We start from the raw sequence: 15436 nt of genomic DNA, 5'->3' as shown, positions 1-15436 counted from the left end.
ATGTTTCTTATTGTACGCTTAGGTACTTAATATTGGGTTAACGATAAGTTTTCAAGTTAAAAACTAACTGTTTGAAACTCAAATAAATTATGAAGTTAATCGATTGTTTCGATAAACTTCGGCATAAATAATATCTGATATGCGTAATTAATAAAACTGTGTTTAAGGATATTTGTGAGATGGCGAATTTATAAAAACGACGTTTTATTTTTTCTAGATTAGAAACTCTTTTTATTTCAATGTGTTTGTCTTTTGTGCGTCTATTCAGCCTGCGTTTAGATTTGTGATTTGACTCGTAACAAATCGTAACGTCAACTCGTTATGTGTGTTAGTGCATTTTAAGTGAGTGGGTAAACAACAAGATGGATAAGAAAGGTAGAGAAATACCGAGAAGAAGGGCATTTCCTGTTCACAAGTGATAAAGCTAAGTCTAAGTGGAGCCGACAAATGAGCTTCTACACGAATCATCTAAGCCGGTGATTAGCAGTACAAAAGTAAGTTTTGTCAGCTTTTACTTATTTCCTCATGTTTTCAATTAAATACATAAAAGTCTGAACTAAACTTACCAGAAATTAATTCTATCGTTTTGATTAAATATTTAAATAACTTAGAGCTTTCATCGAAAAATAATAATGCCAAAAATTAACGTACGAACTTATGTGGTTGCTTATATTATTGAAACTAGGGGTAAAGTCTTGTTTCTATATTATATAAGTACAGCAGCCACATACATGGCTTCTGTACTTAATCTTTAATAAGATGTCCCTTGAACAGTAATTGAACCTACTATGGAACCATCGAAGCGGCTATCGTCATTTGCGGATTGCCACCACAAATTCAGTTGTTCCTTACTCATTGGCTTACCAAATAAATAGCCTTGCATATAGTCACAGCGGTAGGCCGATAACCATTCATGCATAACATTGTGCTCAATACCTTCTGCGGTGACCGTTTTATTTTGAGCGTGGCATAGATCGATGATGGGTTTGATCACATGACCGTTGTTGGTTTTCATCAATGTAACGAGGAACTCTCGGTCAAACTTGATCTTTTGAACTGGATATTGAACAAGTTGAGTCAGCGATGTATAGCCAGAGCCAAAGTCATCAATGGCGAGACGATAGCCACGCTTCGACAGCTCATCAAGTAATGCTGTACCTTGTTGTTCTGCGGCAAAGGTTTCTGTTATTTCTAATTCAATACATTCTGGTTTCACACCGTTTTTGCTTGCTTGGTCATGAATATAATTCGCCATTTCGATGGAGTTAAGTTCTGCTGAAGAGAGGTTAATCGACAGGACAATGTCTTTGCCAAAAATATTTCTTAATTGGTGATATTCTGCAGTTGCATTGGCGAAAACCCAGCGATCAATTTTATCAAATAAGCCCGCCTGTTCCGCGATTGGGATAAACTCTTTCGGAGGCACGGGGCCAATGCCTTCCGCTTCCCAGCGCAATAATACCTCTAGTCCTTCAATCTCGTTGTCCCGATTATTCATATAGGGTTGAAAAACGAGATGGAACTCTTCTTCCACGTTGCTTTTTCTGAGCGCTCGCTCAAGCTGACTGCGTCTTTGAGACTCAACATTGAGAGCAGCTGAGTAATAAGCGTACTGGTTTTTCCCGGCTCGTTTGGCTTGATACATTGCCGCATCGGCACTGGAGAGTAATTTCGCGACGTCTGTACCGTCTTGAGGGTACTGAGCGATACCTACGCTTGCAGTCACGGGGAATGAATTACTCCAAGATGGACTGAGATTGCTAATCGGTTTTAGCAACTCTGAGGCCAGCAAGTCGGGTAGGCGTTGTGCATCCTGATTTGAGCTCAATAAAATAGCAAACTCGTCACCAGACAATCTTGCTGCAAAACAGGGACTATCGTAGTCGTGCGAGAATTTTTGACAGACATTTTTGATGTGTGATGAAAACACCTTTAATAAGTTGTCTCCCAGTTCATGCCCGTATTTGTCATTAACGTACTTAAAGTTATCGAGATCGACATAAATGACCCACAAATGCTGCGAAGGGGAGACGAGTTCACGAGTTGCAAGTTCATGGAAACGATGGCGATTAGCGAGTTGCGTTAGGTGATCCGTTTCAGCCAGGCGTTTTGTCTTCTTATATATGACGTTGAGCTCTTCATACATATCAAAAAAGCGTGAGGATAAGCGTCCTATTTCATCGTTTGTTTCTAGCTTTTCAATGTTGCCGCGTTGATTTGTTTCCAGCTCTTGTAGCTGTTTATCGAGGCGAGAAACGGGGTGTAATACATAACGATACAAAACCAAAACAATTAAGGTGATGGTGCAAAACGCCGCCACACCAAAGGAAAGGGCCAGTTCTAGCCACACTTTATCGACTTTATTCCACATCAAATATTCAGCAGGGGATAGTACCGCATAAAAGTGTGGCAATAGTTCAATCGTCTGAGCGAGAGGAATATCGAGATAAATAGGCTTGTCGGCAAAAGTTATCACGCTATGCGTGTCGAACTCGATTTCGTGCTTGATCTCATTGAAGGCTTCGAGCGATACCGATACCACCACGAAAAAGACATTTTGCGGATCAAAACTTAGAGGTTGTGTCCCTGTTCGTTTGTCGATGAGTTCGTATTGCAGAAGAATACTTTGCCCGCTGGAATTGTAAATAAAGCCAGTATGGTTAAACGCTTCTCTCGTACTAAAGCTTCGCGAGATGTAATCCAATACCTTAGGGTCGACTACACCTGATGATTCGTAGTATTTATTTTCTGTGTAATAAAGAAGGTTTTGTTTCCCGTCAAGAATCGCCATGCTTGCATCGCCTGTATAGCCATGGCTTAACACATCTGCGGTTTCATCGAGTCGGTTAAATAACACGCGCTCACGATACGGATTGCTATGATTCACCAAGTAGTCTTGCAATACATCACTTTTGCTTAATGTGTATGCATAACTATTGAGGAATATGTTGGCTTGTCGGAACTGCCCTGCGAGCTTTTCCATTTGCAATTGGATATAGCTGTCTTCTCGCTTGATGAGCGTTACTTTTTGAATGCTGTAAATAATATAACTTGATACCAGCGCGCTTAATAAGATCACTGGCGCGACAAGCAAGATGACTCGATTGCTTAACTTCATTATGGTTTTGTGTTTCCGTTTGTGTCCCTACAAACGTCGCATACCACATAAGGTACTGAACGGATGATGTGTTTTGCAAATTGTAACCAGATTGTAAGGTGAGCGTTCTCCAAAATCAGACAACCATCCAAGAACTGTGATGATGTGTAAGGTTTCCATCTCATTAACTAGAGTGTTTCTCAGTAATGGGACGTACCTCTTTTTCAACTGTCTTTAAAAACCTCACTTCAAGTGTCGATTAAACCAGATATCGAAACGTTTCGATGGCAAAGTGTGACTCATGTACCTTTTTACTATTCGATGACCCGTTAATTACGGATCATTCTCACACCTTATCGATCTCACTCTGGTCAAATTACCACAACGAATTACTATTTCATCGAAACGTTTCGATGAGTTTTCTGTTAATAACGAAAGCACTTTAAAACAGGCGCTCATGGTTGTATGAACGTGTAACCGAAAGGTCGATGAGATGAAAAAAAGTACCCTAATTAACTCAGATATTTCTTACTTGGTGGCGACGCTAGGCCACACCGATGAGATCACGATATGTGACGCTGGCCTGCCAATCCCTGAGCATGTACAGCGAATTGATTTGGCGCTAACGCATGGCGTACCAAGTTTTCTTGATACTGTTCGCGTGATTCTATCTGAGTCGCAAATCGAAGGGGTCATTATTGCGGAAGAGTTTTCTGATGTAAGCCCTGTTTTGCATCAAGCATTGCTTAACGAACTGAGCAAAGAGAGCGAAGAAACGGGTAAATTTATCGAGATCAGCTACGTGTCACATGAAGCATTTAAAGCACGCACGACACAAAGCCGCGCTGTCGTTCGAACTGGCGAATGCTCGCCATACGCGAACGTTATCTTTCAAGCGGGCGTGGTTTTTTAAGCCAGAGATATTGAGGACAGATTATGACTCAAGCCATTCTACAACTGAGCGACATTGAGAAAGCGTTCCCGGGCGTAAAAGCACTGGACAAAGCGAGCCTGAATGTTTACCCAGGCCGTGTCATGGCGCTCATGGGAGAAAATGGAGCAGGCAAGTCAACATTGATGAAGGTGCTGACTGGCATCTATCACATGGATGCGGGTAGCATCCAATATCAAGGCCAACCTGCCGCGTTTAAAGGGCCGCGTGACTCTCAGGAAGCGGGCATCAGCATCATTCACCAAGAATTGAACTTGATCCCTGAACTAACGATTGCTGAAAACATCTATCTAGGTCGTGAATTTACCGGCACGATGGGGCGTATTCAGTGGGGCAAGATGTATGAAGAAGCAGACAAGTTGCTTCAACGCCTTAACGTAAAGCACTCATCGAAAACGTTGCTTGGTGATTTGAGCCTAGGTGAACAGCAAATGGTGGAGATCGCGAAAGCGCTTTCGTTTGAATCGAAAGTCATCATTATGGATGAGCCAACTGACGCGCTGACTGATACCGAGACGGAGTCACTATTTAAAGTGATCAACGAGCTTCGAGAGCAGGGCTGCGGCATTGTTTATATCTCACACCGTCTTAAAGAAATCTTTGAAATCTGTGACGATATTACGGTGCTTCGTGACGGTAAATTTATCGGTGAGTGCAAGGTGTCCGACACTGATGAAGACGGCCTGATCGAAATGATGGTTGGTCGTAAGTTAGAAGAGCAATACCCACGTATTGATGTGCGACATGGCGAAACTTGCCTTGAAGTGATTGGCCTGACTGGCTCTGGCGTTCACGATGTGAGCTTCACGCTGAAACGCGGTGAAATTTTGGGTATTTCTGGTTTGATGGGGGCAGGCCGCACCGAACTGATGAAAGTGATTTACGGCGCATTGCCAAGTGAGCATGGTGTTATCAACCTCGATAACAAAACCATTAACCCGGTTAGCCCACAAGATGGCTTAGCAAATGGCATCGCTTATATCTCTGAAGATCGCAAAGGCGATGGCTTGGTGTTAGGTCTCTCGGTTAAGGAGAATATGTCACTTTGTTCTCTCAATCATTTGACTAAAGGCTTCCAAATCCAACATAGCGACGAAGTGATTGCCGTGGAAGATTTTATCAAGCTATTTAATATCAAAACCCCTACGCGCGACCAAATCATTGGTAACTTATCCGGCGGTAATCAGCAAAAAGTGGCGATCGCGAAAGGGTTAATGACCAAACCTAAAGTTCTGATTCTCGATGAACCAACACGTGGCGTCGATGTCGGTGCGAAAAAAGAAATTTATCAACTCATCAACAAGTTCAAAGCCGAAGGCATGAGCATCATCTTGGTGTCTTCCGAGATGCCAGAAGTGCTCGGTATGAGTGACCGCATTCTGGTTATGCATGAAGGTCGTATTACTGGCGAATTCGATGCGAAAGACGCCGATCAAGAAAAATTACTCGCCTGTGCCGTAGGCAAAAAGATCAATGAGGAAGCAGCATGAGTACTAATACCATGAGCAAACCAACCGAAGCTAGCAACAAGAAGTTGTTCACAAAAGAGTGGTTGATTGAGCAAAAATCACTGATAGCACTGATTTTGTTGATTGTTGTTGTGTCATTTTTGAACCCGAACTTCTTTACGGTCGACAACATTCTCAACATTCTTCGTCAAACCTCAGTGAATGCCATTATCGCGGTAGGTATGACACTGGTTATTTTAACCGCAGGCATCGACTTGAGTGTTGGTTCCGTACTGGCGTTATGCGGTGCCTTTGCGGCAAGCATGATTGCGCTTGAAGTCCCGGTGCTGGTGGCGGTTCCGACTGCTTTAGTCGCAGGTGCAGCGTTAGGTGCAATTAGCGGCATCATCATTGCGAAGGGCAAAGTACAGGCTTTTATCGCTACGCTGGTTACCATGACGTTACTACGCGGTGTGACTATGGTGTACACCGAAGGTCGTCCAATCTCGACAGGTTTTACTGACACAGCTGATGCGTTTGCATGGTTTGGTACCGGCTACGCGCTAGGTATTCCAGTACCTGTTTGGTTGATGGTAGTTGTATTCGCTGCGGCTTGGTACCTACTTAACCACACTCGCTTTGGTCGCTACGTTTATGCACTAGGTGGCAACGAATCAGCGACTCGTCTATCTGGTATCAATGTAGACCGAGTGAAGATTGGTGTGTACGCAATCTGCGGTATGCTGGCAGCGCTTGCAGGCATCATCGTAACTTCTCGCCTGTCTTCGGCGCAGCCAACAGCGGGTATGGGCTACGAGCTAGACGCTATCGCAGCGGTTGTTCTTGGCGGTACCAGCTTGATGGGCGGTAAAGGCCGTATCATGGGTACCTTGATTGGTGCGCTGATCATCGGTTTCTTGAACAATGCTCTTAACCTACTTGATGTTTCTTCTTACTACCAAATGATTGCCAAAGCAGTAGTTATCTTGCTCGCAGTACTGGTAGACAACAAAAACAAATAATCCATAACCATTAAATCCTGAATACAAACCGAGCCAGTGGGCGTGTGCTGGCTCACCCTACACAAAGGACTAGAACGATGAAAAAACTTGCAACTCTTATCTCTGCTGCACTTCTTTCTTCCACTGTATCAGTAGCGGCACAAGCCCAAGATACGATGGCGATTGTGGTTTCGACGCTAAACAACCCGTTCTTCGTAACGATGAAAGACGGTGCGGAAGCTAAAGCGAAAGAATTGGGGTACGACTTAATTGTACTGGACTCGCAAAATGACCCGAGCAAAGAACTGTCGAACATCGAGGATTTAAGTATTCGCGGTGTAAAAGCAATTCTTATCAACCCAACGGATTCTGATGCTGTGTCTAATGCGATTCGTATGGCGAACCGTTCTAAGATCCCTGTATTGACACTAGACCGTGGCGCAAGCCGTGGTGAAGTCGTGAGCCACATCGCGTCCGACAACGTGATCGGTGGTGAAATGGCAGGCCACTACATCATGGAAAAAGTTGGCGAAAAAGCAAAAGTAATTCAGCTTGAAGGTATTGCGGGCACATCGGCGGCGCGCGAGCGTGGTGAAGGTTTCATGAATGCCGTGAAGGGTAGCGATATGGATCTTCTTGCCAGCCAGCCAGCAGACTTTGACCGTACTAAAGGCCTAAACGTGATGGAAAACCTACTCGCGGCTAACCCTGATGTACAAGCGGTGTTCGCACAGAATGATGAAATGGCGCTAGGTGCACTTCGCGCCGTTCAAGCTTCTGGCAAAGACGTCGTTATCGTTGGTTTTGATGGCACGGAAGACGGCATTGCCGCAGTTAACCGTGGCAAGCTAGCAGCAACCATCGCACAGCAACCAGATCTTATCGGTGCTTTAGGTGTTGAAACGGCTGACAAAGTCTTGAAAGGTGAAAAAGTAGAAGAATACATTCCGGTACCACTAAAAGTAGTGACTAAATAAGTTTGACGTTCAATAAAGCGTTCTAATTTTTGCTCTCTCCTCCGTTTATATCTGTCGTTTAGGAGGAGAGGGTAAACATACCCAAGAGACTTAAAAATGCAGGGTATAGATGCCTTTGACTTTTTATCGTGACTCCTTCGTTAGGAAGAGAAGTTAAAGTCATCTAATGTATTTTCCAAAATAGTTTTTCAAAAAAGGGTTCATTCAGAACCGAGGATAACCGTATGAATAAGTTAGTGGTGTTAGGTAGTGTAAACGCTGACCATGTTCTTCAAGTGCCTTCTTTCCCTCGCCCTGGCGAAACGCTACATGGTCGCAACTATCAAGTTATCCCAGGTGGCAAAGGTGCCAACCAAGCTGTTGCTGCAGCTCGACTCAAGGCTGATATTGGCTTTATTGCTTGTGTAGGCGATGACTCGTTCGGCATCAATATTCGTGAAAATTTCAATATGGACGGCATCGACATCACTGGTGTGAAGATGCAACCAAACTGCCCAACTGGCATTGCGATGATTCAAGTATCGGATAGTGGTGAAAACAGCATTTGTATTTCAGCAGAAGCGAATGCCAAATTGACAGCAGAAGCGATTGAGCCAGATTTAGATCGCATTCGCCAAGCGGATTACCTGCTGATGCAATTGGAAACGCCGATGTGCGGCATTGAGAAAGCCGCGCGAGTGGCGAAAGATGCAAAAACTAACGTCATTTTAAACCCTGCCCCTGCTCGTGAACTGTCAGACGAACTGCTTGCTTGTATTGATGTTATTACACCAAATGAAACCGAAGCTGAAGTGTTGACGGGGGTAACGGTAACGGATAATGACAGCGCGCAAGAAGCGGCGAATGTTCTTCATAGCAAAGGTATCGAAATTGTCATGATCACTCTCGGTGCGAAGGGTGTTTGGTTAAGTCAAAATGGTAGAGGTGAGCTCATCCCGGGGTTCCGTGTTGACGCGACTGATACCACCGCAGCAGGGGATACGTTTAATGGGGCATTCGTCACTGGCCTGTTAGAGGATTTACCTTTAGAATCAGCAATTAAGTTTGCACATGCGGCGGCTGCAATTTCTGTGACCCGCTTTGGCGCGCAAACGTCGATTCCAACCCGCGAAGAGGTGGACGCGTTTCTCGCTGAACAATAAGTCGCACAACGCCTCATTAAAATAGGAGTAGTAACATGGCGACGATGAAAGACATCGCAAAACTGGCAGGGGTTTCCACTTCAACAGTGAGCCATGTTATTAACAAGACGCGTTTTGTGAGTGAAGAGATCTCCGAACGCGTCAATAATGCCGCAAAAGAACTCAACTACTATGCGCCATCTGCTTTGGCGCGAAGCCTCAAAGTCAATCGTACCAAAACCATTGGTATGCTAGTGACAACCTCAACCAACCCATTCTTTGGCGAAGTCGTAAAAGGCGTCGAACGCAGTTGCTATCACAAAGGTTATAGCCTCATTTTATGCAATACCGAAGGTGATAACGAACGCATGCGCCAATCCATTAATACGCTTTTGCAAAAGCGTGTCGATGGTTTGATCTTGATGTGCTCCTCGCTAGAGGGAGAGCGTATTGATGTATTTGAGCGTTATCCTGATATCCCTGTCGTGGTGATGGATTGGGGGCCGATGCTGTTTACGAGCGACAAAATTCAAGATAACTCGCTTCGTGGCGGTTACCTAGCGGCGAAATACCTGATTGATTGTGGCCACACAGAAATAGGATGTATCACCGGCCCTTTGATTAAACACCAAGCGCAAATGCGATACGAAGGTTACAAACGTGCGATGAACGAAGCAGGCTTGGAATTTAATGCCAACTGGATAATTGAATCGGACTTCGAATGTGAAGGCGGATACCAAGCATTTATGAAAATGGCGCAGCGAGGCACCTTACCCAGCTCGATTTTCGTTTCCAATGATATGATGGCGATGGGGGTGATTAACGCCGCAAATGAGCTCAATATTAAAGTCCCGGAACAGATTTCAATCATCGGTTACGATGACATACATATCGCGAAGTTCATGTCGCCATCACTCACCACAATTCACCAGCCTAAATACCGTCTTGGGCAAGCTGCCGTGGAAACGCTTGTCCGAAAATTGGATAATAAATCAACAGAAGCGCAAGTCGTGCAATTAGAACCTACCTTAGTTGAACGAAAAAGTGTCAAGATATTAAAGTCAAGCAGCACTAGATGACCTGTGATGTTGAGCTAAAAAATCAAAAAAGTCGTTTCTCTTTATACTATAAAGCCTTACTATCACCATTGATTATAAATAAAAATATTAATTGTTGTCTGGCGGATTAGTTAAATGTTATCAAAAGGTTACGCTAAGTTCTCCGTAAAGCATCCTTGGTTTCACCGAGTTAATGTTATTGCGGTCATACTGATTTTTTTTGTGAGCTGTTATCAGCTCTTGGTGAATGAAGCATTCGAGTACGCAATTGGGTTTGTTATTACACTTTTGGCGTCAGCTTTATTTGCATCAGCTTCCGCATTCAAAAAGCGCTATTTAGGTTTGGATTCTTAGGCGTGTTAATTTCCAAGCGGTTCAATTGAGTCATTTATTGCTTTCAAGCAAATATTGAACTGAATTATGATCGAGTGCATCAAGAGGGGGACAAATGTCCTCCTTTTTGTTAGGTGTCACGCCCTAATATAGGCATATTCCCAAACAAAATAATAAAGGACATCGACATGGACCTACTTGCCTTACTCGATATAAACAACACCCTGGTTAACATTCCAATTGGCGGCGGTTACGCAATGAGTTGGATCGAAGCTTTCGGTACGGTTTTTGGATTGCTTTGCATTTGGTTTGCTAGCCAAGAAAAAACCATCAACTACTTATTCGGTTTGCTGAATGTCACTCTTTTTGCCGTTATCTTTTTCCAAATTCAGTTATACGGATTATTACTTCTTCAACTGTTTTTCTTCTGTGCGAACATTTACGGTTGGTATGCGTGGACTCGTCCAAACGCGGAAGGTGAAACGCTGGAAGTACGCTGGTTAAACAAACAGAAACTCATCGCCACTGCTTCTATTAGCGTTGTGTCTATCGCGTTGTTAACCATCTACATCGACCCTTTTTTCTTTGCATTAGCAAACATTGCTGTTGATAGCTTGAATCTCTTTGGTGCAGGTTTGGCTGATCCGGTACTTGAACCTGATGCGTTCCCGTTTTGGGATGCAATCATGACAGTACTTTCTGTTGTTGCACAAATTCTGATGACACGTAAATATGTGGAAAACTGGATTCTTTGGGTTGTGATTAACATCATCAGTGTTGGCATCTACGCGACACAGGGTGTTTATGCGATGTCCGTTCAGTATGCGATTTTGATGTTCATTGCTGCCAATGGTACGCGTGAATGGGCCCGTAGCGCCAAGCGCAATGGCGATAAAACCTTAGCTCAAGCTGCAGCATAAGGAACGAAAAATGGCTAAACAACCTCATATTGGTGTTGATGAAACACAAGTCGCTCCACTCGTTATTGTATGTGGTGAGCCAGACCGAGCTAATCGAATTGCCGCATTGTTGGATGATGCAGAAATGATCTCGGAAAATCGCGAGTACCGTGTTTTTACTGGCAAATACAAAGACCAGCCTGTTTCAGTATGCAGCACAGGTATCGGCGCCCCATCGATGATCATCGCAGTTGAAGAGCTAAAACAGTGCGGTGTGACTCATGTGGTACGTGTCGGATCGGCAGGTGCGATGCAATCTGGGATTCAGCTTGGCGAGCTAATCATTGCCGAAGGTGCGGTAAGAGATGAAGGCGGCTCCAAAGCGTATGTGGATTCGGCTTATCCGGCGTACGCAAGCTTTTCCTTATTAAAGGAAGTTGAGCGTTACCTGTCAGTACAAGAGGCACATTATCATTTTGGTGTGGTACGTTCTCACGACAGTTTCTATACCGATGACGAAGATGCGATATGCCAATACTGGAACAAGAAGGGCGTCTTAGGTGCTGATATGGAAACCTCAGCTTTGCTTGCCGTTGGCCGGTTACGTGGCCTTCATGTGGCTTCGATCTTAAATAACGTCGTTTTGTATCAACAAGATGTGAAAGAAGGGGTTGGCCAGTACGTTGATGAAGCGAAAGTAATGATGCAAGGTGAGAAGCTTGCTGCAATGACGGCGTTAGAAGCGCTGATTGCTCAGAGATAGTCCGTACTAACTTCAGTAACTCTTATAAATCAATGAATGTAAAGCGACAGGCCACTGTCGCTTTTTTATTTGGTGTTACGGGGTACAATCCACCTGAGATAGTTATCAGTAACTTTTCTGAGAGAGCAGAGAATGAAAATCAGCCCGTATCCAACTGGCCGCTTCAAAACATACCTTGAAAAAAAGAGCGTTGCCTTTCGTGAGATGATCTATCAGTGTCAAATTAGTACGCGTTACTTTGATGCTGGGGAAGAAATTCTCCGTCAAGGTGAGCAACTTCAGTACTTATATGTTGTGCCGGTAGGTCGAGTTTCAATGAGCATATTGGCCGCGAATGGGCGACGCTTTCAATTAGGAGAGGCAAACTGCGACTACCATATCTATGGTGAAATGGAGTACTTCACTCAGACTCCTTGCCAATGGAACGTGATTGCAGACGAGCACATGCAGGTTGATGTCATCTGCATCCAAAAACTAACTGAAGCGCTACAAAAGCATCCAGAAATGATGGTGTTCTTTGCTTCAGCGTTGGCCGAAGATTATCAAGACTCTATGGATATCTATACCAATCGGTTATTGCATCCCATTACTTATAATATTGCGTATGATCTTTTCGTCCGTAATCAAACCAACACATTGCTCGGTGGCTTTGACAAAGTGAATCAAGAAGCTGAGCGATTTGGTACTTCTGGTCGTGTTTATCGACGTGCAGTTAAAGATTTGATTGAAAAGGGATTGATTGCAAAAACGGAAAACGGGTTGGAGATTATTGATGAGCTTGCACTCAAAGCATTTATCGAAGCGCATGAATGATACGCCTAGATATTGCAATGAATGGTTTTTATAAGTCTTTGATATAGTTGGAGCTCGAATAAGCGTAACTAATGTAAAGTACCTTAAATTTTGTTGAATGCAGTAAAGAGTAACGTTATATTGCGAACGCGCATGATAATAGATCTCATTAAGGCTTAACAAAATGAAAAAATTCGTCGGTGCGGCTATGCTGTCGCTATTTACTGTTTCTCCTTCTTTCGCTGCTAAGGTTGTGATTGACCATTACATGGGGCAAACCGAGCTAGAACAATCACCAGAACGCGTGGTTGTGATTGGCTTTGGACCGCTAGATGCGCTGGACAACTTTGGTATCGATCCTGTTGCAGTCTCTAACTCTTCTAATCTGCCTAGCTACCTTTCAAAATACAGCAAAGATAACTACACCTCTGCGGGTAGTTTGTTTGAACCTGACTTTGAAACCATTTACATGCAAAAACCAGATTTGATATTGGTTGGTCCGCGAGCGTCTGCGAAATATGAAGAGCTGAGTGAAATTGCTCCTACGGTCGTTTTTGCTGCGAAAGAGAATCAAGGTTACTGGGAAGGTACGCAAGCACAGTGGCGCAATATTGGTAAAATCTTCAATATCGAAGAAAAAGTAGAGCAGAAAATTGAAGCGCTAGATGCTCAATTCAAAGCAATCCGTGACTACAACCAATCAAATAACAATGATGCGTTAACGATTTTAAGCATGGGTGACAACATCAGTGCGTTTGGATCTCAATCGCGATTTGGTGTGATTTATAACGATTTCGGTTTCTTGGAAACGGTTGAACACGTGAAAACTGGCACTCACGGAGATGTTATTTCTTATGAATTTATTCGTGAAGCTAACCCGAAAAATATACTCGTAGTTGACCGCAATTCGCTAAAAGGCACGCCAGATAACGATATTCGTAAGTCCATGGATAATGACTTAGTCAAAGCAACCGCGGCATATAAGAATCACAAAATCTCTTATTTAGATGTGGACGCGTGGTACTTGTCGATGTCTGGTGTTACTGCAACAGAAAAAATGGTCAGTGAGATCAAGCAAACCGTTGAACTGTAATCCAAGATAGCAGAGGTTAACTTTGAAAAAGTTATTGCTAACCCTTGTGGTTTTAAGCACGGTTTCGTTATTTGTTGGGGTAGCAAACATGACGCCCCAACAGTTATTTTCGGGTGATGAGAAAGCGTTAGAGCTTTTCTTTACCAGCCGTATACCACGTTTATTCGCCATACTGCTTGCTGGTGCAGGCTTAAGTATTGCAGGCCTTATTATGCAGCAAATCAGCCAGAACCGATTTGCTGCACCTTCTACAACCGGTACGATCGAATGCGCCATGCTGGGCTATGTACTGAGCGTGGTTTTCTTTGGCAACGACAATCACCTATGGCTTGTCTTCGGTATTTCGGTGTTCGGGACGCTAGCATTTATTTTCTTTATTCAACGCATTCAATTTAAGAGTGTGGTCTTTGTGCCACTTGTCGGAATTATTTTCGGCAATGTCATCCAATCCATGACCACGTTTATCGCTTACAAATACGATGCGTTACAAAGTCTAAACGCTTGGACGGTAGCGAATTTTGCCAACATCTTACGTGGTGACTTTGAGCTACTGTACATCGCGGTACCAATGGCTATTCTAAGCTATCTTTTTGCCGCACGGATTTCAGCCGTGGGTATCGGAAAAGATTTCGCGGTTAACTTGGGGTTAAATTATCAGCAGGTTGTCACGATTGGTGTGCTGTTGGTGTCCATCATGTCGGCAAGTGTCGTGATGATTGTGGGGCAGCTGCCATTCCTTGGCCTGATTGTGCCGAACCTCGTTAGTCACTTTTATGGTGATAACCTCAAAAAGAACATTCCGCTTACGGCCATGTATGGGGCGACTTTAGTGCTGTGTTGCGACTTGGTGAGTCGTTTGATTATCTTCCCTCATGAAATGCCAATCTCTATCGTGATCAGCATATTGGGTGGCGTGGTATTCATCGCGATGTTGTTGCGAGGTAAGCCACATGCGTGATTCAACGAAAATCCTACTGCTAGGTGGCATTGCGGTACTTTTTGCATGTTTGTTTATTGGTATTGGGCTAACGGCTGACAACTACCAGTATTTTTTATCTCGTAGAGTTCCTAAAGTATTGGCGATAGTGCTAGCGGGTGTGGCTATTGCTCAGTCTTCACTTGTATTTCAAACCATTACGCACAACCGAATTTTAACGCCAAGTATCATGGGGTTTGATGCGTTGTATGTGTTGACGCAAATTTTGATCGTGCTGATTTTTGGTGGTTTGAGTACTTTAGTTCTTAACTTGTACGTCAATTTCGCGATTGCCGTAATTGTAATGGTGTCGTTTTCGTTATTGTTGTTTGGTTTTTACTTTTCTAAAGGAAGCAAGAACTTGATTACGTTGTTATTGGTCGGCTTGATCTTTGGTCAGCTATTTTCCAATGCGGCGTCATTTTTCTCTTTGCTGATGGACCCAAATACGTTTGCAATCGTTCAATCGAAACTTTACGCCAGCTTTAATAATGTAAAAGTGAATTTGGTTTACTTTAGTGCACCAGCTTTGATGTTTGCATGTTGGTTGCTATTTAATATGCATCGCACTTTAGATGTGTTTTGGCTCGACCAAGACAATGCAAAAAGTTTGGGCGTCGACGTACCTAAGGTGACGCGAAATGTATTCATTATCTCGGCGGTTCTGATTGCTATTTCTACGGCTCTAGTGGGACCAATTATGTTCTTTGGTTTGCTGGTGACCAACTTAAGCCGAGAAATGTTCCGAAGTTACCAACACAAAACGCTACTGGTTGGTTGTTCGTTTCTCTCCATCAGCTCGTTACTGGCTGGGCAATGGATTATCGAGAACGTGTTCAGTTTTGAGACGACGTTGAGTGTCGTTATTAACTTTATTGGTGGTGCGTATTTCTTATACCTACTACTGAAAAACAAAGTTGTATAAA

At 43.7% G+C, this 15436-nt stretch carries 13 protein-coding genes; 12 read left to right on the top strand and 1 reads right to left on the bottom strand.

Annotated elements, in window-relative coordinates:
* Window positions 1–751 precede the first annotated feature (751 nt).
* Window positions 752–3118 carry an EAL domain-containing protein gene (locus tag NB463_RS11245; protein ID WP_085344715.1) on the bottom strand — a complete coding sequence of 789 codons (2367 nt, stop codon included), beginning with the start codon at window positions 3116–3118 and terminating at the stop codon, window positions 752–754.
* 472 nt (window positions 3119–3590) lie between these two features.
* Here NB463_RS11245 and rbsD point away from each other — a divergent pair, with 472 nt between their 5' ends.
* The 12 genes from rbsD to vctG all read left to right on the top strand — a co-directional run bounded on the left by rbsD (window position 3591) and on the right by vctG (window position 15435).
* Window positions 3591–4010 carry a D-ribose pyranase gene (gene rbsD, locus NB463_RS11240; RefSeq protein WP_258431022.1) on the top strand — a complete coding sequence of 140 codons (420 nt, stop codon included), beginning with the start codon at window positions 3591–3593 and terminating at the stop codon, window positions 4008–4010.
* Window positions 4011–4033: 23 nt separating this feature from the next.
* Complete coding sequence (gene rbsA, locus NB463_RS11235) at window positions 4034–5539, top strand: ribose ABC transporter ATP-binding protein RbsA (RefSeq protein ID WP_065645898.1); 1506 nt, start codon at window positions 4034–4036, stop codon at window positions 5537–5539.
* Window positions 5536–6519 carry a ribose ABC transporter permease gene (gene rbsC, locus NB463_RS11230; RefSeq protein ID WP_258431023.1) on the top strand — a complete coding sequence of 328 codons (984 nt, stop codon included), beginning with the start codon at window positions 5536–5538 and terminating at the stop codon, window positions 6517–6519. Before rbsA ends, rbsC begins: the two co-directional genes overlap by 4 nt.
* Window positions 6520–6596: 77 nt before the next feature.
* A complete protein-coding gene (rbsB, locus tag NB463_RS11225; RefSeq protein WP_005397160.1) occupies window positions 6597–7475 on the top strand; it encodes a ribose ABC transporter substrate-binding protein RbsB in 879 nt (292 codons plus the stop codon).
* Window positions 7476–7699: 224 nt separating this feature from the next.
* A complete protein-coding gene (gene rbsK / locus NB463_RS11220; protein ID WP_258431024.1) occupies window positions 7700–8617 on the top strand; it encodes a ribokinase in 918 nt (305 codons plus the stop codon).
* A 35-nt stretch (window positions 8618–8652) separates the two neighbouring features.
* Window positions 8653–9675: a substrate-binding domain-containing protein gene (locus NB463_RS11215; protein WP_258431025.1), complete on the top strand. Its 1023-nt coding sequence runs from the start codon at window positions 8653–8655 to the stop codon at window positions 9673–9675.
* A 500-nt stretch (window positions 9676–10175) separates the two neighbouring features.
* Window positions 10176–10907 (top strand): nicotinamide riboside transporter PnuC, encoded by a 732-nt coding sequence (gene pnuC / locus NB463_RS11210; protein ID WP_193447225.1) that lies wholly within the window; start codon window positions 10176–10178, stop codon window positions 10905–10907.
* A gap of 10 nt (window positions 10908–10917) precedes the next feature.
* A complete protein-coding gene (locus NB463_RS11205; RefSeq protein WP_005397170.1) occupies window positions 10918–11649 on the top strand; it encodes a nucleoside phosphorylase in 732 nt (243 codons plus the stop codon).
* Between the two features lie 132 nt (window positions 11650–11781).
* Window positions 11782–12462: a Crp/Fnr family transcriptional regulator gene (locus NB463_RS11200; RefSeq protein ID WP_006741007.1), complete on the top strand. Its 681-nt coding sequence runs from the start codon at window positions 11782–11784 to the stop codon at window positions 12460–12462.
* A gap of 163 nt (window positions 12463–12625) precedes the next feature.
* Window positions 12626–13534: a siderophore ABC transporter substrate-binding protein gene (locus NB463_RS11195; RefSeq protein WP_258430988.1), complete on the top strand. Its 909-nt coding sequence runs from the start codon at window positions 12626–12628 to the stop codon at window positions 13532–13534.
* 22 nt (window positions 13535–13556) lie between these two features.
* A complete protein-coding gene (vctD, locus tag NB463_RS11190) occupies window positions 13557–14492 on the top strand; it encodes an iron chelate uptake ABC transporter permease subunit VctD (RefSeq protein ID WP_170892597.1) in 936 nt (311 codons plus the stop codon).
* Entirely contained in the window at window positions 14485–15435 is a 951-nt protein-coding gene (vctG, locus tag NB463_RS11185; RefSeq protein WP_046875986.1) for an iron chelate uptake ABC transporter permease subunit VctG, read from the top strand. Before vctD ends, vctG begins: the two co-directional genes overlap by 8 nt.
* Window position 15436 lies beyond the last annotated feature (1 nt).

Source organism: Vibrio sp. RM-41-2B (genome assembly GCF_024744415.1).
Taxonomy (GTDB): Bacteria; Pseudomonadota; Gammaproteobacteria; order Enterobacterales; family Vibrionaceae; genus Vibrio; species Vibrio diabolicus.
Note: the sequence above shows the minus strand (reverse complement) of the source record. Positions and strands in the feature narration are given on the sequence as shown.

Coding starts and splice junctions, on each gene's coding strand:
- NB463_RS11245 (WP_085344715.1), bottom strand. CDS start 3,118: ATGAAGTTAAGCAATCGAGTCATCTTGCTTGTCGCGCCAGTGATCTTA.
- rbsD (WP_258431022.1), top strand. CDS start 3,591: ATGAAAAAAAGTACCCTAATTAACTCAGATATTTCTTACTTGGTGGCG.
- rbsA (WP_065645898.1), top strand. CDS start 4,034: ATGACTCAAGCCATTCTACAACTGAGCGACATTGAGAAAGCGTTCCCG.
- rbsC (WP_258431023.1), top strand. CDS start 5,536: ATGAGTACTAATACCATGAGCAAACCAACCGAAGCTAGCAACAAGAAG.
- rbsB (WP_005397160.1), top strand. CDS start 6,597: ATGAAAAAACTTGCAACTCTTATCTCTGCTGCACTTCTTTCTTCCACT.
- rbsK (WP_258431024.1), top strand. CDS start 7,700: ATGAATAAGTTAGTGGTGTTAGGTAGTGTAAACGCTGACCATGTTCTT.
- NB463_RS11215 (WP_258431025.1), top strand. CDS start 8,653: ATGGCGACGATGAAAGACATCGCAAAACTGGCAGGGGTTTCCACTTCA.
- pnuC (WP_193447225.1), top strand. CDS start 10,176: ATGGACCTACTTGCCTTACTCGATATAAACAACACCCTGGTTAACATT.
- NB463_RS11205 (WP_005397170.1), top strand. CDS start 10,918: ATGGCTAAACAACCTCATATTGGTGTTGATGAAACACAAGTCGCTCCA.
- NB463_RS11200 (WP_006741007.1), top strand. CDS start 11,782: ATGAAAATCAGCCCGTATCCAACTGGCCGCTTCAAAACATACCTTGAA.
- NB463_RS11195 (WP_258430988.1), top strand. CDS start 12,626: ATGAAAAAATTCGTCGGTGCGGCTATGCTGTCGCTATTTACTGTTTCT.
- vctG (WP_046875986.1), top strand. CDS start 14,485: ATGCGTGATTCAACGAAAATCCTACTGCTAGGTGGCATTGCGGTACTT.